The sequence below is a fragment of the Streptomyces sp. NPDC088810 genome (assembly GCF_044750305.1).
GTDB lineage: Bacteria > Actinomycetota > Actinomycetes > Streptomycetales > Streptomycetaceae > Streptomyces.
In genome coordinates this window covers 704,896-722,722 of record NZ_JBIVJQ010000002.1, presented here as the reverse complement: position 1 = coordinate 722,722, position 17,827 = coordinate 704,896, and the positions used below count along the sequence as shown (strand labels likewise).

Sequence of the window (17,827 nt, the reverse complement as noted above, 5' to 3'; positions counted from 1 at the left end):
CGGCCCGGTCTGTCGATCGGCGTCGGGGACCGCGGCCGGCCCCCGCTCCGCCCCGGCCCGCGGGGTCAGTCCAGGGCGCGGTCGAGGCCGGCCAGCGGCAGTGCGAACAGCATCCGGTCGGACAGCGACCAGACCTCGCCGGTCGCCTGCCAGTAGGAGAGGGAGCCCGCGTCCCGCGCCCAGCAGCGGTCCGAGGCGTCGGCGCCGCAGCGGGCCGCCCGGGCCCGCGCGGTGTCCTGCCGCCACAGCGCGCCGTGCCCGTCCTGCGAACCGGGCAGCCGTCCCACATACCAGGACGCCCGGTCGGCCCCCGCCTTCCGGTACGACAGCACGCCCCGGATCCCGGTCGCACGGGTCCGGTACGCCTCCACCGCGTCCGCCCGACCCCGGGCGTCCGTGGCGAGCAGCCCGGGGCGCGCCGGGTCGGTGCCGAACGCGTACCGCCACAGCCGGGCGCGCCGGTCGCCGTCGGGCGCGGTCCACTCCGCGGCGACCAGGCTGTCGGGCGCCGTACCCCGGTCCAGGGCGAGGGCGCCGGGACAGGGCGGGCCGGCGGGGGCGCAGCGGCCGGCGGTGAAGCGGTAGGAGCCGACCGCGGGCAGGACATAGCGGTAGCCGTCGGCGGACCAGCCGCCGGGCACCCGGCCGATCGCGGCAGCGTCGACGCTGGTGCGCTGGATGCGGTCGAGGTCGTAGACGTAGAGCGCGTCGGCGCTGCCGGACGTGGTGGTGACCAGCAGTTTGTTCTCGTACCAGACCATGCCGGAGATCCCGGAGGCCAGGCCCCGGTAGTCCCGGCCGCCGTCGACCGGGACCACCAGCAGCGCCCAGCGGTAGGCGAGGTGCGCGGGGTCGTCCGCGTCGACGAAGGCGACCCGGGCCAGGCCCCGCTCGGCGGGGCGGCCGGCGGTGGTGCTGTGGGTCCAGCCGGCCAGGACCACCCGGTGGGTGCCCCAGACGCCGTCGTCGTCGGCGTCCCCGGACGTGGTCACCGAGGCCGGCCGCCAGGCGTCGGCGGCGGTGTCGGCCGGGTCCCAGCAGTAGGCGCGGGCGGCAGCCGGGGCGACGGGCAGGGACCCGCGGTCGCCGGAGGAGCAGTCGGCGGCCTCGCGAAGCTCGCGGTCGGCGCTTTGCAGTACGTCGTCCACGCCGACCGGGCGGCCCATCGAGGCGGCGAGCCGGTCCAGCGTGCGGGCGGGGACCAGGCGCTCCTGGAGCCGGAGCGGGCCGGTGTCCGCGGGGGAGGTCAGCGGCTTCAGCGCGCCCGGGCCCTCGCCGACCTCGGCCTGGGAGGCACTGATCAGGGTGGCGGCGGCGGTGAGTGCCAGTGCCGTACCGGTCAGGACGGCGCGCAGTGCCGCGCCCCGTCTGCGCCGGCGGTGTCTGCCGCGATGCTTCATCTCTCCTCCAGAGGGCGGGCCAACTGCGCCTCATGATCCGTACGTTGACGGGAGGAACAGGTGGGGAGGCCCGTACGGGATGCTACGGCAGGAACGGGCCGGGCAGGGTGAAGTCGCCGCAGATCGGCGGAGGGAGCGCGGGCGGGGCCGGGGTCGGGCGGTCGGTCGTTCACGCCGGGGGCTGCCCGGTCCGGCCGTCGTGCGTGGCGTTCCGTTTCCGGGTCACCGCCGGTGCCGTCGACTGGGGGAGCAGGTCGCGTGGATCATGCGGAAGGATCACGTCCACTTCCGCATCGTCGCAGAAACGATACGGCCGATGGTGCAGGAGTTCCCCGAGGTACCGCCGGATCCTGGACATCTCGGCCCGCACGGTCACGGTCCGGGAGGGATCGCCGAACAGGTCCTCCGCCAGTTCCGCCGCCCCGCGCCCGGTCCGGTGCTCGGCGAGCAGGAACAGCAACTCGGCGTGCCGCGGACTGAGGTCCCGCGTCCAGGAGGCCGCCGAGGCCGTGACCTGCACCGTGCAGCGGCCCGCCCGGGAAAGGTCCAGCACGATCCGGCGGACGGCACCGGCCTGAGCCTCGTCCTCCGCCCGCAGCAGCCAGCCCCCGGCCAGCGGCTCCACCGCGCACGAACCGAGCGAGGGCAGCCACCGGCGGCCCGGCGCCAGCGACTTGGGCAGCGCCACCCGCCGCACGTACGGCATCCCGGTCACGGCCGCCGCCCAGCCGTTGCGGTCCACCACCAGCGCCCGCCCGGCCAGCCGGGCCAGCACCGGCGCCGCCACCGCCCGCAGCCCCTCCAGCGAGGTCTGGTGCAGCTCCCGCAGCCGGGCCTCGGCCAGCTTGGCCACCGAGTCCACCCAGGCCAGGGTGGCCGGATGCACGGTCTCCAACGGGCCGCTGACGTCCACCACCCCGAGCAGCCGGCCGTCCCGCGGATCGGTGATCGGCGCGCCCGTACAGGTCCAGGAGGCGTGCGACCGTACGAAGTGCTCGGCGGCGAACACCTGCACCGGCCGCCGCACCACCGCCGGGGTGCCCACCCCGTTGGTGCCGACGACGTCTTCCCGCCAGTCCGCGCCGAGTTCGAAGCCGAGTCCGTCGGCCTTGCGCAGCACCGCGGCCGACCCCTCCCGCCACAGCACCCGCCCGTCGGCGTCCGCCACCACCATGATGTGCTGGGTGACGTCCGCGACCGAAAGCAGCCCCTCCCGCAGCACCGGCAGGACGTGCCGCAGCGGGGACTCCTCCCGCCGGCGGCGCACCTCGTCGGACGGCAACAGCCCCGAGCGGAAGTCGTGTTCGGGGTCGACGCCGCTGCGCAGCATCCGTCCCCAGGACTGCTCGATCACCGGCCGGGGCGCGATCCGCGCACGTTGTCCGGCGAGCGTGGCCTCGCGCACCTCGTTCAGCACCCGCGCCGCCTGTGCCGCGTCCACGGCGGCCAAGCGCGCCACGTTCATCGGCGGGTTCACCACTGCGGTCCTCCGGGAAGGGCATCGAACACACTTGTCAAGTCGTCCGGGCGGCGGTTTCCGGTCCGACTGTGCCTCCCATACTGCCGCTCCGGGCATGGCGGAGGCACAGACTCCGCGCATGTGCCCCCATAAGTTGCAACCCCTTGCAACCCTGGTGGACCGCCGAGCGGTGGCTGAGACTTGGCCACGACGCCCTGCGCGTCCGCGGGCTCAACGGGCCCCGATGGTGGGGGTGGTGCCGTGTCGGCGCAGCACCACCCCCCGCCGTCCGGCGGTTCGGCCGTGCGCGGCGGGGAGTGCGCTTGCCGTGCACCGGCGGCTGCGGGCCCGTGTGGCTGGTCGCGCAGTTTCCCGCGCCCCCGGGCCGGTCAGGTCGGCCCGGGCTTCACAGCGTCGGGCGTGCCCGGTCCACCACCGACTCCAGGTCCAGGCCCGTCGGCAGCGTGCCGAAGGACGCGCCGTGGTCGCCGCCCAGGCGGGAGGCGCAGAAGGCGTCGGCCACCTCCGGCGGTGCGTGCCGTACCAGCAGGGAGCCCTGGAGGACCAGGGCGAGCCGCTCCACCACACGGCGAGCCCGGCCCTCGATGCCGTCCAGGTCGGCGAGTTCGGTGAACAGGTCCTTCACCGCGCGGTCCAGCCGGTGGTCGGCGCCGTGCGCACGGCCGATCTCGGTGAGGCAGGCGTCCAGCGCGCCCGGCTCCCGCTGCAGGGCCCGGAGCACGTCCAGCGCCTGCACGTTCCCGGCGCCCTCCCAGATGGAGTTCAGCGGCGACTCCCGCACCAGCCGGGGCAGGCCGGACTCCTCGACGTACCCGTTGCCGCCCAGGCACTCGGCGGCCTCCACCGCCACCGGCGCGCAGCGCTTGGTGATCCAGTACTTGGCCGCCGGCACCGCGAGCCGCAGGAAGGCCCGCTCCTGCTCCCCGCCGTCGTCGCAGGCCGCGGCGAGCCGCAGCGCGAGCGCGGTCGCGGCCTCCGACTCCAGCGCGAGGTCGGCGAGGACGTTGCGCATCAGCGGCTTGTCGACCAGCTTGCCGCCGAACGCCTCCCGGTGGGTGCAGTGGTGCACGGCCTGCGCCACCGCCTGCCGCATCAGGCCCGCCGAGCCGAGCGCGCAGTCCAGCCGGGTCGCGGCGACCATCCCGATGATCGTGTGCACCCCGCGGCCCTCCTCGCCGACCCGGCGCGCCCAGGTGCCGGCGAACTCCACCTCGGCGGAGGCGTTCGAGCGGTTGCCCAGCTTGTCCTTCAGCCGCTGGATCAGGAAGACGTTGCGCCCGCCGTCGGGCAGGACCCGCGGGACCAGGAAGCAGGTCAGCCCGCCCGGGGCCTGCGCGAGCACCAGGAACGCGTCCGACATGGGCGCCGAACAGAACCACTTGTGTCCGGTCAGCACATAGGTGCCGGGCTCCGTGAGGGGCCGCGCCACAGTGGTGTTCGCGCGGACGTCGCTGCCGCCCTGCTTCTCGGTCATGCCCATCCCGAACAGCGCGCCGGGCTTCTGGCCGGCGGGCCGCAGCTCCCGGTCGTAGACCGTGGACGCCAGCCGGGGCTCCCACTCGGCGGCCAGGCCGGCGTCGGCCCGCAGCGCGGGCACGGCCGCGTGCGTCATCGACAGCGGGCAGCAGGTGCCCGCCTCCACCTGCGTCCAGACCAGGAACCCGGCCGCCCGGCGCACATGCCCGGCGGGCCGCGTCCAGGCGCCGGTCAGACCGGCCGAGACGCCCTTGCCGAGCAGCCGGTGCCAGGCCGGATGGAACTCGACCTCGTCGATCCGGTGGCCGTACCGGTCGTGGCTGTGCAGCCGGGGCGGGTGTTCGTCCGCCTGCACCGCCCATTCGTGCAGCTGTGCGGAGCCGGCGGCCCGGCCGAGCGCGGACAGCTCGGCGCGCACCTCGTCCAGGACGTCCGGGGCCGTGTGGCGATCGACGGCCTCGGCGAGGGCCCGGTCGGCGGTGAAGACGTCGTAGCCGACCAGCGGGGGCGGCTGGTTCGTCACGGTGTGGGTGGAGGTGCCTGCCATGGTTGCGAACCTACCCGGGAAGGCGGCGGTGATGGCCTCCGGAGTGGCACGGCGCCGGGAACCGGACGGGTCGAACCCTTGATCGCCCCCGGAAGGTGAGGGCGGCCCGGCGCGGCGGATACCGTTAGGACGTGCAGCCAGCAAGTGAACCCCCCGAGCAGCCGGCCGGTCGGCTCCACCGGGCCAGAGCCCTCTACCGGAACGTCTCCAAGCGCAGGACCGCCTGGCTGTTGCTCAAGGACACCGTCAACTCCTGCATGGAGTACCGCATCCTGGGCCTGGCGGCCGAGGCGGCCTTCTTCACGCTGCTGTCCGTGCCGCCGCTGCTGCTGAGCCTGATCGGACTGCTCGGTTACGTCGACGACTGGACCGGCGCCGACACCATCCACAGCCTGGAGACCAACCTCCTGGAGGCCTCCCGCACCATCCTCTCCGACAAGGGCGTCAAGGAGATCGCCGAGCCGATCCTGCACGACGTGATGAAGGGCGGCCGGCCCGACGTCATCTCCATCGGCTTCCTGTTCGCCCTGTGGTCGGGTTCCCGCGCGGTGAACGTCTTCATCGACACCATCACCGTCATGTACGGCCTGGACGGCGTCCGGGGCATCGTCAAGACCCGGATCATGGCGTTCCTGCTGTTCATCGTGGCGCTGCTGATCGGCTCGGTGGCGCTGCCGCTCATGGTGGCCGGGCCGGACGCGGTGGTGCGGATCCTGCCCTGGTCGGAGACGGTCGTCCAGGTTCTGTACTGGCCGGTCGTGATCGTCCTGTCCATCGTCTTCCTGACGACCCTGTACCACGTGTCCGTGCCGGTCCGCTCCCCCTGGATCGAGGACGTGCCCGGCGCCCTGGTCGCCCTCGCCATGTGGGTCCTGGGCAGCTTCCTGCTGCGCATCTACCTCACGAGCACCATCGAGGGCGCCACCATCTACGGCTCCCTCGCCGCCGCCGTCGCCGTCCTGCTGTGGATCGGTGTGTCCGCCTTCGCCGTGCTCGTCGGCGCGGCCGTGAACGCGGCCATCGACCGGGTCTGGCCCGCCGCGGCCACGGCCGCCGCGCGCGAGGCCAACGAACGGATGCGCCGGGTGCAGGTCGCCGAGTACGTCGCCCGCGCCGCGGCGGCCCGCGAGGTCGACCCCGACGACCCCGACATGCCCTCCGAGTTCCCCGAGCGCTGGTCCCGCTTCCTGCCCCCGGAGGACGTGACGGCCCGCCTGCGCACCCACGCGAAGAATCCGCATCACGCCCACAAGGGGCAGGGCGGGCACGGGGGGCACGGGGGCAACGGCAGCGACGGCGGGACGGCACACCCGGTGAAGTGACGTTGCGGCCGGCAGCGACGGTGGCCGGCAGTGACGGTGGCCGGCAGTGACGGTGGGGCCGACCCGCTCCCCCGTGCACGTGGTGCCTGCCCCCTATCCGGTGCCCGTCTCCACCCTCGGGTGTGGACCCTGCGGTGGAGAAGGCGGCTGCGCTTGTCCCCGGATGTCCACCCGGCACTCCACCCCTGCGCCGATCCGCCGGACACCCTCCCCCGCCTAGCGTGAATGCGCAGGCCGGAGCCGTCCGGTCTGCGGCAGCACAGCCGGGCACCGCCGTCGTCGCACCGCCCGGTACGGCTCCGGAACCGGGCAGGGAGGCAGCGATGGACAGGGCGGACGCGAGGGGCCGGACGCGAGGGGGCGGTACGCCGCAGGAGGTGGGCGGGACGGCCGGGACGGCCGCGCCGGCCCGGCCCGCTCGGCCACCCGAACCAGCGCCCCGGCCCCCCGGAAGCGTCCGCGGCCCGCTCCTCTCCCTCGCCGTGGACGTCCTCCTGCCGCTCCTCGTGTTCTACGCGGCCCGGGCACTCGGTGCCGGTCAGACGGCCGCCCTGCTGCTGAGCGGTGCGCCGCCGACGCTGCGGCTGCTGGCCGGTGCGGTGCGGTACCGCCGGATCGACGGCGTGGACCTGTTCCCGACGGCGCTGCTGGCCACCGCGGCGCTGGTGTCGCTGATCGGCGGCGGTCCTCGCGTCCTGCTGTTCAAGAACGCGGCGCTGCCGCTCGCGGTCGGCGCCTGGGCGCTCGCCACCGCGTTCACCGGCAGACCCCTGGCGTTCCAGCTGGGACAGCGACTGCACCGGGCAGACGCGGCCCGCGCACGGGCGAGGGTCTGGCGGGACAGCGCCCCCTTCCGCCGCGGCCTGCGGGTCCTCACCCTCCTGTGGGGAGCCGAGCAGCTCCTCGACGGCACCCTCGGTGCACTCGCCGCCGCCATGCTGCCGACCGACACGGTGCCGCTGATCGACCGCGTCCTGTCCTTCCTCCTGCTGGGCGTGATCGCCGGGATCACCGCCGGCTACGCCCGCCGCTTCCGCACACGCCACTCCCTCCCGCTGTTCGGGGCCCCGGCACCGGCGGCGGAACGGCCCCGGAGCGGTGGACCGGGGCAGGGCACCGGCATCACCGGCGACGTACGCTGACTCCCGTGTACGCGGAGCGGGCATCCCGGCTGACCGGCGCGGTCGTGTGGACGAACTCCCCGGCCGGCACCGGCACCCGGCCCGTGCTGCCGGACGGCTGCATGGACCTGATGTGGAGCGAGGGCCGGCTGCTGGTCGCGGGTCCCGACACCCGCCCCTACCTGCCCGAGGGCCCGGCCCGCTCCTGGACGGGCATCCGCTTCTTCCCCGGCACCGCACCCGCGCTGCTCGGCGTTCCGGCACACGAACTGCGCGACCTGCGGGTGGGGTTGGCGGACCTGTGGCCGGCGGCGCGGGTCCGGCGGCTGGCCGGCCGGATCGCGGCGGCCCCCGACCCTGCGAGCGCCCTGGAGGACCTCGCGCTGGACCGGGCGGCGGAGGCAGGGCCGCCGGACCCGGTGCTGCGCCGGGTGGTGGAGTGCCTGGCCGAGGGACACCCGGTGTCCGCTACGGCCGCCGCACTCGGCCTCGGCGAACGCAGCTTGCACCGCCGCTGCCTGACCGCGTTCGGTTACGGCCCGAAGACCCTGGCCCGCATCCTGCGGCTGCAGCGGGCGCTGGCCCTGGCCCGCTCCGGGACGCCGTACGCCGAGACGGCGGTCCGCGCGGGCTACGCGGACCAGCCCCATCTGGCGCGTGAGGTGCGGCGACTGGCGGGGATGCCGCTCGGGGAGCTACTCGCCGGGGACGGGTAGCGGGGCGAACAGGTCGACCGCGTTGCCGTCGGGGTCGTGCACGGTGGCGTACCGCTGGCCCCAGAAGGCGTCCCACGGCTTCAGCTCCCCGTGGTGGCCGGCGGCCACCAGCTCCTCGTACCGGGCGTCGACCTCGGCGGGGGAGCCGCAGCGGAAGGCGAGCGAGACCCGGCCCGCGCCGGCGGGCGGCTGCCATCCGGGGTGGAAGGAGCGGACGGTGTCCTCGGTGTCCAGGGCGAGCCGCAGCCCGCCGGGCAGTTCGGCCTCGACATGCGGCTGGTCCTCGGCTCCCTCGGGGAAGACCAGTCCGAGGCGGCGGTAGAAGGCGAGCGAGGCGGCCAGGTCGGAGGCGACCAGGCCGATCACGGCGAATCGTACGGTCATGCGGGAACCGTAGGCGGCGGCCGGTCGGCCGGTCTTGAAGGAATCGGACACCGGCGGCGGGCACCGGACCGGTCAGGGGCGCCTCGCGCGGCGGTTCCGGCCGGTCGCCCCGAGGTGTTCGACGAGGACGAACGTGACGCTGATCAGAAGGGACCATGCGCCGAACTTGGTCAGCGGCACCGGCTGCCAGCCGCCGAGCTGCTGCGGGTAGCTCCAGGCGCCCGCATAGGTCGCGGCGTTCTCGGCGACCCACAGGAAGAAACCGATCAGGACGAAGGCCAGGGCGAGCGGCATGCGGTAGCGGTGTGCGCCCACGCTGAAGCCGACCCAGGTGCCGGCGGTCGCGGCGGTCATCGCCACCGCGAGCGGCCAGCGCAGGTCGGGAATCCAGTGGTGGGTGAAGAAGTTGAGGTAGACGGCGGCGGCGACCAGGGTCGTGGCGGCGGCGCGGTAACGGGTGTAGCGCAGCCGCATCAGCCGCCGGGCCCGGCAGACGTAGCTGGCGACCGCCGCGTACATGAAGCCTCCGTACAGCGGCACCCCGGCGATCTTGGTGAGGGCGTCCTCCGGGTAGCTCCACGAGCCCAGATGCACCTTGACCAGCTCGAACAGCAGCCCCAGCACATGGCACACGGCGATCACGGCGGTGTCCCGCCGGGTCTCCCAGCCGACCCGGCGGGCGACGAGGGTGAGCAGCACGCCGTAGCCGAGGACCAGGTCGTAGCGGGCGACGGGCAGCGGCGGCAGCAGCCGGGAGGCCGCGATCCCGGCCAGCAGCGCCCCGGCGAAGGCGCAGGCGCGGGCCTGGACCACGCCGAACCGCACCAGTTGCGCGAACCCGTGCCGGAGTCCGCCCGCGGCGGACCCGTCCTCCTTGCGCATGCCCCCTCCTTCGCGCGACAGCGAGGGCCCCGATGGGCAGGGCCGCATTTGAACACGTTCAATTGGAGGGCGTGGTTCCCGCGTGACCCAGCGAACCCGGCAAGAGCCGGAAGAAGGACCGTGGTGCTCGGCTTCCGGCGCTCAGCCGAAAGCGACCGGTCCGTTCGGTGTGTCCACGCTGAAGGAGAGCGCGGCCGGGCCCGCCGTGAGCGTCAGCGAGGTGCCCGGGGCGGCGAGGGGGCCGCGCACCAACTGAGGGCCCAGGGCCGGGGCCGGCACCGCCGGCAGCGGGGTGACCGGCAGGCCCGAGGCGGCCGGGTGCGGGGAGTCGCCCCAGTCGATGAGGAACGGCAGCAGACCCGAGGCCTCCAACGGGACCGGCGTCGGTCAGCCGCCACCGCGGCAGGGTGCCCTCCCGGGTACGGCGGCTCATCGGCCGTACCGCACCCGGGTCATGACCCCGCGCCCGCGCCGCGACGACCGCCGCGTCCAGGCCCGGCGGGCTGATCGCCCAGGCCGGCACGGAGGGGCCGGCCGGCCGGTCGACGCCGAACGGCCGCGGCCCGGCGGGCTCGGGCTGCTCCGGATCCGGCCCGAGGATCTCCAGACAGCTCCGGCCGCCCAGCCCCACCAGGTGATTGCGCGTCCCAGCCCGACATGCACCCCGCCGGGCACCGGCACGACCCCGGTCCGCCGCACGAACCCGGCGACCGCCGCGCCCAGGTCAGGCGTGGCGAGGACGAGATGGTCCGGCAGTGGCGGAATCTCGTTCACCGCCCAGGAGGTCACGGGCTCGAAACCGCCCCCGGGAACGCCCGTGCGGCACCATGGGCACATGATCCGTACCGCACGCGCCCTGCCGCTGCTGCTCCTGCCCGCCCTGCTCACGGCGTGCGGCACCGAGAAGGCGGATGCCGGCGACGCCCGGGAGCCCGCGCCGGCCACCACCCAGGGGCGGCACGAACTCGACGACCGGCTCCGCGCGTTGGGCATCGCACCCGAACTCGTCTACGTCACCGACGTACCGGGCTTCACGCTCGCCCAGCAGTCGGTCGGCGTGAACGGGGACGACGGCTTCTCCGCCTCGTACTGGGCTAGGGACGGCGCCGTACTCCACCTCTACGCCGAGCGCGGCAGCGCCGCCGACTGCCCCGAGGGCTACGTCTGCCGGGCACCGGCGAAGGGCCGGGTGGTGCGGATCGGCGGCGAGAAGGTCGCACCCGGCGTGCTCCGCCGAGCCGCCGACGCCGTCCACCGCCCCGCACCGGAGGAACTCGCCGGCCTCCTGCCGCCGCCCCGCACGGCGACGGCCCCGGTGCAGCGCGGCGACCTCCCGTCCTACGGCGACGGAGCGCCCGACAACAGTGTGGGCGAGGGCGGTTGACCCGTTCGTCCACCGGGGGCCGGAAACGCCGGTCCCGGGCCGGGGCGCGCCCGCCTGGAGTCGGGTGGCATGCCTCCTCGTCTCCTCCTCTACACCCGTACCGCCGACCACCGGCACGACTCCATCCCGGACGCCGTCGCCGCCGTCCGGGCCCTCGGCCGGTTCGCCGTCGAGCACACCGAGGACCCCGCGGACCTCGAACGGCCGCTGGACGCGTTCGCGGCCGTGGTCTTCCTCTCCACCAGCGGCGACGTGCTCAGCCCGGCCGGGCGCGAACGGCTGGGGAGCCACGTCCGTTCGGGCGGAGGCTTCGCCGGGGTGCACGCGGCGGCCTGCACCGAGTACGGGTGGCCGTACTACGGCGAACTCCTCGGCGCCCGCTTCACCCGGCACCCCGCCCACCAGCCCGGCCGCGCCCTCGTCACGGACCCCGCCCACCCCGCCACCCGGCGGCTGCCGGCCGTGTGGGAGGTCACCGACGAGTGGTACGACTTCGACCACCCTCCGGGCGGCGGGGCACGGGTGCTGCTGCGCGCCGACGAGACGTCGTACGACGGCGGCGGGATGGGTGCGGACCATCCGCTGGCCTGGTGCCGCGAACAGGGTGCCGCAGGCGGACGCGTGTTCTACACGGCGCTCGGCCATGCCGCCGACGCCTACCGCGACCCGGTCTTCCTGGCCCACCTCAACGGGGGTCTCACCTGGGCGGGACGGCTCGCCGAGTGACGTTTCTGCGGTGAACCGGTTCCGCCATCGGAGTGAGTAAAGCTGGCGTAGGAGGAAGGTCACGTGACTATCTAGAGATGCTCTTGTCTTGGCAAAGGGCGTCGAGACGCGGCGGCCCACCCCCCCTTCCGCCCCGCGTCACCCACCCACAGGAGGAGCCGGACCTTGACTTACGGGAAGAAGCTGCGCGAGCGCATCGCCGAGCCCGGGACCACTCCGCTGATCGGCGTGTACGACATGTACTCGGCGTCGATCGCGGCCAAGCACTACGACGGGATGTTCGTTTCGGGCTTCGGCTTCGCGGCCTCGTACTACGGGCTGCCGGACATCGGATTCATCGCCTGGCCCGACATGGTGGCCTTCGTCCAGCGGCTGCGGGGCGCGTTCCCGCACCACCACCTGCTGGTCGACATCGACGACGGGTACGTCGACCCCGAGGTCGCCTGCCACGTCGTCGAAGGACTGGAGCGCATCGGCGCCTCCGGGGTGATCCTCGAGGACCAGAAGCGGCCCCGCCGCTGCGGCCACGCCGACGGCAAGCAGGTGCTGCCCCTGGAGGAGTACCTGGAGAAGCTCCACAAGGTCCTTGAGACCCGCAAGGACCTGGTCGTCGTCGCCCGTACCGACGCCACCGACGAGCACGACATCCTGCACCGCGCCGAACAGCTGGCGGCCACCGACGCCGACGTGGTGCTGGTCGACGGCGTGCGCAGCGTCGAGTGGATCAAACGGATCCGGGAGGTCGTCGGGGACAAGCCGCTGCTGTTCAACCAGATCGCCGGCGGCAAGTCGCCCCGCCTGTCCCTCGGCGAGCTGTCCGACCTCGGCGTGGACGTCGCCATCTACAGCACCCCGTGCCTGTTCGCCGCGCACGAGGCGATGGACTCCGCCCTCGCCGGCCTCAAGGCCGCCGACGGCCGGCTGCCGGAGGTGGACCCGGAGAGCGGGGTCGGTGTGCAGGCCTCCACCAGCCTGCTGGAGCGCAACATCGCCCCCGAGCGGCTCACCCCCGAGCGGCTCACCCCCGAGGGCGTGGGCGTGTGACCGGAGCCGTACCCCGGCTCGGCGTGGCCACGGCGGTCGCCGCCGCGCTCCTCGCGACCGGTGCCGTACCCGCGGTCGCGTCGTCCGGGAGTCTGATCACCGTGATCGACAACTCGCAGGCCGACTCCTGGCTCGAGGTCGACCGCGCGGCCAACGTGCAGACCGGCAGCGGCACCGCCGGCAGCGACCACGACGGCAGCGCCGTGGACGTGGTGGAGGCCCTCTTCGGCGCCGACCGGGGCGAGGAGGACTGAGGGAACGAGAGACCGGGACAACCGGAACGGCAAGACGGCCGGGCACCCCGTGCGGGAGGTGCCCGGCCGTCGCCGTGTGTCCGGACCGTCCGGGGACTCAGTCCTCCGTGAGGTCGGGACGGCCGTTCTCGTCGAGCTCGACGTCCTCCTTCGGGTCGTGCTCGTCGGCGGGCGAGGCCACGGTGGCGCGCTGCGGTCCGGGAGCGACGGTACGGCAGGCGGCGTGCGCCGAGCCGTAGACGGTGACCAGGGCGGCTGCGGCCACGGCGAGGGCCGCGGCGGTACGCGTGGTGCGCTTCATGCCCGGCAAACGAACCCCGCACCGGCACGGTCACCGCACTCCGCCCGAACCGGCCGCCCACGTCACGCGGTCGACGGCCCGGCCGGCACCGGTCCGCGCGCCGCGGCGCGGCTCGCCGGAGGCGGGGCCGTGCTCGCCCGCTCCACCAGCCGAGTCGACAGCTCCGTCCGCGTCCCCTCCGGGCGCTCGCCGTGCATCATCCGCACCAGCAGCCGCAACGCCGTCGCCGCCATCTCCGCCAGCGGCTGGCGGACGGTGGTGAGCGCCGGAGCGACCCAGCGGGCCTCAAGCAGATCGTCGAAACCCACCACGCTCACCTCGTCCGGCACCCGCAACCCCCGCTCCGCGAGCGCCGCGTACACCCCGAGCGCCATCCGGTCCGCGCACACGAACACCGCGGTCGGCGGCTCGGGCAGGTCCAGCAGCTCGTGCATGCGCAGCCGGGCGGTGGTCTCGTCACGGCCCGCGTGCCGCACGTACTCGGCGCACTGCCGCACGCCCGCCGAGGCGAGCGCCGAGCGGTAGCCGGCCACCCGGGCGCCGTCGGCCATCGCACGCCGGTGCCCGGCGATCACCGCGATCCGCTCGTGGCCCAGTCCCAGCAGATGCTCGGTCGCGCTCACCCCGCCCTGCCAGTTGGCCGCCCCGACCGACACCACCCCGGCCGGCGGCTCGTGCACCGGGTCGATGAGCACGTACGGGATGCGGTGGTGGTCCAGCCACCCGTACTGCGCGGCGGACAGCTCCCCGAGCGGCAACAGCACGCCGGAGGAGCCGCGCGTGGTCAGCTTGTCCAGCCAGCCGCGCCCGGGCCGGGCGTCCCGGGTCCGGGTCGGCCCGGCCGAGACCACCACCTCCAGACCCGCCTCGTACGCCGCCGCCTCCACTCCCTGCAGCACCGCACCCGACCAGGAACTCTCCAGCGAGTGCAGCACCAGGTCCACCAGGCCCGGCGCCTTCGACGCGTCGAAGCGGGGCCGGCGCACATAGCCGAGCCGGTCGAGTGCCTCGGTCACCCGGCGGCGGGTCTCCGGTGCCACGTCCTCCCGGCCGTTGACCACCTTGGACGCGGTGGGCACCGACACGCCCGCCTCCCGGGCCACCACCGCCAGCGTCGGCCCGGCCGCCACGCTCGCACTCCCCGCACGGACCATAGGGAACCACCTCTCCGGCCCGCCCGTGGGCCACCGAAAGTTGCGACCAACGCTGCTCCTACGGCCTGCTCACCGACCGTACAGAAAGCGCTTCCTACGATAGGGGTGCGTCAAGACGGCGGGAAGACACGGGAATTCACGGGATGGCGGGCGCCACTGCTTTCGAAAGCAGGGTGCCTGTGGGCGGCGGTTCGGGCGGCCGTATCAGGCGACCCGGGACAGATCCGCGTGCCGCACCTCGTGCCGCGGCGGCAGGCCCTCGGCCAGCCGCTCCAGCTCCTCCACGACGATCGCGCCCAGCCGTTCCAGCTCGTTGCCGAGCGAGCCCGCGATGTGCGGGGTGAGGAAGACGTTGGGCAGCCGGTACAGCGGCGACCCCGCGGGCAGCGGTTCGGGGTCCGTGACGTCGAGGACCGCACCCAGGCGTCCCGACACCAGCTCCTGCGTCAGCGCCTCGTGGTCGACCAGCGCACCGCGCGCGGTGTTGATCAGCACGCCCCCGTCCCGGACCAGGGCCAGCCGGGCCCGGTCGAGCATGTGGTGGGTCTCGGGGATGTCGGGGGCGTGCAGGGTGACGATGTCGCTGCGCCGCAGCAGCTCCTCCAGCGGCACCGGTTCCGCCCCCAGGCCGGCGGCCTCGGCGGGACTGACGTAGGGGTCGTACAGCAGGACCGTGAAGTCGAACGGCCGCAGCAGCTCCATGAGCCGGCGGCCCACGCGGGAGGCGCCGACGACCCCGACGCGGCGGCCGAGGTTGCCGGTGGCCGCGGTTTCGGCGGGGTTCGGATGGGTGTGGGTGCGGCGGTAGCGCTCGCGGTGGCCGAAGGCGTCCTTGCCGACGAGCAGGATCATCGCGAGCGTGTACTCAGCCACCGGCAGCGCGTTGCCGGTGACCGCGCTGGAGACGGTGACGCCACCGGCCCACAGCGCCTCCCCGACCAGGGAACGGACCGAGCCGGCGGCGTGCAGGACGGCACGCAGCTTCGGCACCGCGGCCAGGACACCGGCGTCCAGGTGCGGGCAGCCCCAGCCGGTGATCAGCACCTCGGCCGAAGCCAGCGCGTCGGCCGCCGCCGGATCGGCGAAGTCCCGGACCACGAACGCCGGGTCGATGTCGGCCGTCCGCCTCAGCCGGTCCAGGAGCGGCGGGGGGAAGAGCAGCGGGAGGTGCACCGGATCCATCGCGAACACGGCCCGCGGCGGCTGAGGGCTGGGCATGGCTCTCCTGACGAAACGGGAGCGTGGAAGCGTTGTGAGAAAGCGCCTTCTAACGTATGTCCGCCGGGAAGAACGGGTCAATCGGCAGGGGCCGGGCGGCGGATCACGGCGGGTCGCCGGCCAGGCGGCGGCTCGCCGGCCGGCCGGCCTCTCCGGCCAGGCGGCGGGTTGCGTCCGGCGCGGCGAACCGACTGGACGCCGTCTGTGGTGCCGACCCGTTCACGGGTCCCCGGCGGGGGCGCGCTCCCGACCCGTGGCGCTTCGGGAGTGGCAACCGGTCGCCTGCCCGCCCGCGTTCACCGTCACCGCCACGGCCGGATGCACGAGCGGCACCCACCCTCATTCGGCCCTCACCGTAGGCACCCCGCCGCCCGCCCCGTGGATCCACGGCGACCTCGGCGACGTCCTCCTCGACGGCCGTGCCTGCGGCACTCTCGGTCTCGACGGCCGTGCCTACGGCCGTGCCTACGGCACCCTCGGCCGGGTCGCCGCGCTGCGGACCGGAAGCACCACCTGCGCACACGGAACCCTCGTGGTGCGGGCCACCGGGACCGACCCGACCGTCGACAACCGCTACGAGCAGCCCGCCTCCGGCGCACTCAGGTACGCCGAACAGCCCAGCCCCCAGGCCCCTGCACCGGAATACATCCGGGCGATGTGATGCTCTGATGTGAACGGTGCACGAGCGCGGCGAAGGGCTGGCGGGCGATGACGGCAGACCAGGCGGGCCCCGTGGTCAGCACACCCCACGGAGCCGTACGCGGTCGGTACGAGCACGGCATCGCGGTGTTCCGCGGCATCCCGTACGCCGCCCCGCCCTTCGGCCCCCGACGGTTCCGCCCGCCCCAGCCGCCCGAGCCCTGGGACGGCGTCCGCGACGCCGGCGCCTTCGGCCCCACCGCGCCGAAACCCCCGTACTCCGAGGCGTTCGCCCGGTACCTGTCCGACCCGGTGATCCCCGGCGACGACTGCCTCAACCTCAACGTATGGACCCCCGAGCCCGGACCCGGCGCCCGGCTCCCCGTCCTCGTCTGGCTGCACGGCGGCGCCCTGACGAGGGGCTCCTCCGCCGTGCCGGTGTACGACGGCCGCAACTTCGCCCGCGACGGCGTCGTCTGCGTCTCGGTCAACTACCGACTGGGCGTCGAGGGTTACGGCCTGTTCCCGGACGCACCCCCCAACCCCGGCCTGCGCGACCAGCTCGCCGCCCTGCGCTGGGTGCACGAAACGATCGACGCCTTCGGCGGCGACCCCGACCAGGTCACCCTGTGCGGCCAGTCGGCCGGCGCCATCAGCACCGGCGTCCTGCTCGCCGCCCCCGCGACCCGCGGCCTGATCCGGCGCGCGGTCCTGCAGAGCGGCCCGCCGGAAGCCTCCGACCGGGACAAGGTACGGCGCATGGTGCGCCGCATGGCCACCCGGCTGAAGATCCCCGCCACCGCCGAGGCCTTCGCCGCCGTCGACCGCGACCTGCTGCTGCGCACCCAGGCCGAGGTCGGCCGGCTCAGCAGCCCGGTCCTGGGCGGCCCCGCGTTCGGCATCGTCGTGGACGGCGATCTCGTACCCCGCGACCCCCTCCAGGCCCTGCTCGACGGCGACGCCGCCCAAGGCGTCCAACTGCTCATGGGCTGGACCCGCGACGAGTACCGGCTCTGGTTCGTGCCCGGCGGACTGCTGGAACACATCGACCGTCTCGGCCCTGTCGCCCTCGCCGTAGCCATGGCCCGCTGCCACGCCGGACACGAGGTGCCCCGCGCCTACCGTGCCCTCCACCCAAACGCCGGCGTCGCCGAGATCGTCGGCCAGATGGTCACCGACCACCTGCTGCGCGCCCCGCTGCACCGCCTCGCCGACGCCCGGCCCGGCACCTCCTACCTCTACGAGTTCGCCTGGCCGTCCCGCCTCCCCGACCTCGGCGCCTGCCACGCACTGGAACTGGGCTTCGTCTTCGACACCGGTGACGTGCCCGAGTCCAAGAAATTGGCCGGCGAGGGCGCCCCGCAGGAGCTGTGCGACGCGATGCACGCGGCCTGGGTGCGGTTCGTCGCGACCGGGGATCCAGGGTGGCAGGCCTGGGACGCGTCGCATCCGGTGCGGATGTTCGGCGACGGTGGACCGTATACGGCATACGGTCCACGGGATGCAGAACTCGCCCTATGGTCGACCACCTACACCACCACGGAGCCCGGCCCCGCCGAGATCCGGGCCCCAGGAGCCGAGTGGGCCGCGGCGGTACGGCGGTTGCGACGGTCGGCGGGGGCCCGACGGCGGTGATCGCCGTCTGTCATCTGTCGCTTGGCGACAGGTCACAGGCCACAGTCGACGGGCGACAGATGACTGTTGCCGGGCGACGGGCGACTGTCGCCGGTCGACAATCGCCGGAGCGGCCCAGTCAGGGGAGGACCGTCACCGACGCAG

17 protein-coding genes and 1 pseudogene are annotated in these 17,827 nt (G+C 74.4%); 9 read left to right on the top strand and 9 right to left on the bottom strand.

Annotation, left to right across the window (positions count from 1 at the left end):
• Positions 1 to 65: 65 nt before the first annotated feature.
• From ACIP4Y_RS09780 to ACIP4Y_RS09770, 3 genes are all read right to left on the bottom strand, one after another.
• Positions 66 to 1,400, bottom strand: coding sequence for a hypothetical protein (locus tag ACIP4Y_RS09780; RefSeq protein ID WP_401390106.1), 1,335 nt, complete (start codon positions 1,398 to 1,400; stop codon positions 66 to 68).
• Positions 1,401 to 1,569: 169 nt separating this feature from the next.
• Positions 1,570 to 2,865: a GAF domain-containing protein gene (locus tag ACIP4Y_RS09775; RefSeq protein WP_401390103.1), complete on the bottom strand. Its 1,296-nt coding sequence runs from the start codon at positions 2,863 to 2,865 to the stop codon at positions 1,570 to 1,572.
• A gap of 400 nt (positions 2,866 to 3,265) precedes the next feature.
• Positions 3,266 to 4,903 carry an acyl-CoA dehydrogenase family protein gene (locus ACIP4Y_RS09770; RefSeq protein ID WP_401390100.1) on the bottom strand — a complete coding sequence of 546 codons (1,638 nt, stop codon included), beginning with the start codon at positions 4,901 to 4,903 and terminating at the stop codon, positions 3,266 to 3,268.
• Positions 4,904 to 5,034: 131 nt separating this feature from the next.
• On the opposite strand from ACIP4Y_RS09770, the gene ACIP4Y_RS09765 reads away from it, so the two are divergent.
• From ACIP4Y_RS09765 to ACIP4Y_RS09755, 3 genes are all read left to right on the top strand, one after another.
• Positions 5,035 to 6,225 carry a YihY/virulence factor BrkB family protein gene (locus ACIP4Y_RS09765; RefSeq protein WP_401390097.1) on the top strand — a complete coding sequence of 397 codons (1,191 nt, stop codon included), beginning with the start codon at positions 5,035 to 5,037 and terminating at the stop codon, positions 6,223 to 6,225.
• A gap of 323 nt (positions 6,226 to 6,548) precedes the next feature.
• Positions 6,549 to 7,367 (top strand): VC0807 family protein, encoded by an 819-nt coding sequence (locus ACIP4Y_RS09760; RefSeq protein WP_401390094.1) that lies wholly within the window; start codon positions 6,549 to 6,551, stop codon positions 7,365 to 7,367.
• 5 nt (positions 7,368 to 7,372) lie between these two features.
• The gene (locus ACIP4Y_RS09755; RefSeq protein ID WP_358641161.1) at positions 7,373 to 8,062 is read left to right on the top strand and encodes a helix-turn-helix transcriptional regulator; all 690 of its coding nucleotides are present in this window, start codon (positions 7,373 to 7,375) and stop codon (positions 8,060 to 8,062) included.
• On the opposite strand, the gene ACIP4Y_RS09750 is transcribed toward ACIP4Y_RS09755, so the two are convergent.
• From ACIP4Y_RS09750 to ACIP4Y_RS09740, 3 genes and pseudogenes are all read right to left on the bottom strand, one after another.
• Positions 8,042 to 8,446 (bottom strand): VOC family protein, encoded by a 405-nt coding sequence (locus ACIP4Y_RS09750; RefSeq protein WP_401390090.1) that lies wholly within the window; start codon positions 8,444 to 8,446, stop codon positions 8,042 to 8,044. The genes ACIP4Y_RS09755 and ACIP4Y_RS09750 overlap by 21 nt on opposite strands.
• A 72-nt stretch (positions 8,447 to 8,518) precedes the next feature.
• Positions 8,519 to 9,328, bottom strand: coding sequence for a DUF817 domain-containing protein (locus ACIP4Y_RS09745; RefSeq protein ID WP_401390087.1), 810 nt, complete (start codon positions 9,326 to 9,328; stop codon positions 8,519 to 8,521).
• Positions 9,329 to 9,469: 141 nt separating this feature from the next.
• A pseudogene (locus ACIP4Y_RS09740) lies at positions 9,470 to 10,102 on the bottom strand (VOC family protein).
• 61 nt (positions 10,103 to 10,163) lie between these two features.
• On the opposite strand from ACIP4Y_RS09740, the gene ACIP4Y_RS09735 reads away from it, so the two are divergent.
• The 4 genes from ACIP4Y_RS09735 to ACIP4Y_RS09720 all read left to right on the top strand — a co-directional run bounded on the left by ACIP4Y_RS09735 (position 10,164) and on the right by ACIP4Y_RS09720 (position 12,736).
• Positions 10,164 to 10,712, top strand: coding sequence for a membrane lipoprotein (locus tag ACIP4Y_RS09735; protein WP_401390084.1), 549 nt, complete (start codon positions 10,164 to 10,166; stop codon positions 10,710 to 10,712).
• Positions 10,713 to 10,781: 69 nt separating this feature from the next.
• A complete protein-coding gene (locus tag ACIP4Y_RS09730; protein ID WP_401390081.1) occupies positions 10,782 to 11,438 on the top strand; it encodes a ThuA domain-containing protein in 657 nt (218 codons plus the stop codon).
• 165 nt (positions 11,439 to 11,603) lie between these two features.
• On the top strand, positions 11,604 to 12,482 hold the full coding sequence (locus ACIP4Y_RS09725) for an oxaloacetate decarboxylase (RefSeq protein WP_401390078.1): 879 nt from the start codon (positions 11,604 to 11,606) through the stop codon (positions 12,480 to 12,482).
• Positions 12,479 to 12,736 carry a hypothetical protein gene (locus ACIP4Y_RS09720; RefSeq protein ID WP_358641177.1) on the top strand — a complete coding sequence of 86 codons (258 nt, stop codon included), beginning with the start codon at positions 12,479 to 12,481 and terminating at the stop codon, positions 12,734 to 12,736. The genes ACIP4Y_RS09725 and ACIP4Y_RS09720 overlap by 4 nt, the downstream gene beginning before the upstream one ends.
• Positions 12,737 to 12,833: 97 nt before the next feature.
• Here the strand turns inward: ACIP4Y_RS09720 and ACIP4Y_RS09715 are convergent, their stop codons facing one another.
• From ACIP4Y_RS09715 to ACIP4Y_RS09705, 3 genes are all read right to left on the bottom strand, one after another.
• Entirely contained in the window at positions 12,834 to 13,037 is a 204-nt protein-coding gene (locus ACIP4Y_RS09715) for a hypothetical protein (protein WP_401390075.1), read from the bottom strand.
• Positions 13,038 to 13,099: 62 nt separating this feature from the next.
• Positions 13,100 to 14,191, bottom strand: coding sequence for a LacI family DNA-binding transcriptional regulator (locus ACIP4Y_RS09710; RefSeq protein ID WP_401390072.1), 1,092 nt, complete (start codon positions 14,189 to 14,191; stop codon positions 13,100 to 13,102).
• 204 nt (positions 14,192 to 14,395) lie between these two features.
• Complete coding sequence (locus ACIP4Y_RS09705) at positions 14,396 to 15,409, bottom strand: hydroxyacid dehydrogenase (protein ID WP_401390069.1); 1,014 nt, start codon at positions 15,407 to 15,409, stop codon at positions 14,396 to 14,398.
• Between the two features lie 253 nt (positions 15,410 to 15,662).
• On the opposite strand from ACIP4Y_RS09705, the gene ACIP4Y_RS09700 reads away from it, so the two are divergent.
• Positions 15,663 to 16,070, top strand: coding sequence for a hypothetical protein (locus tag ACIP4Y_RS09700; protein WP_401390067.1), 408 nt, complete (start codon positions 15,663 to 15,665; stop codon positions 16,068 to 16,070).
• 47 nt (positions 16,071 to 16,117) lie between these two features.
• Entirely contained in the window at positions 16,118 to 17,683 is a 1,566-nt protein-coding gene (locus ACIP4Y_RS09695; RefSeq protein WP_401390064.1) for a carboxylesterase/lipase family protein, read from the top strand.
• The last annotated feature ends 144 nt before the right edge of the window (positions 17,684 to 17,827 follow it).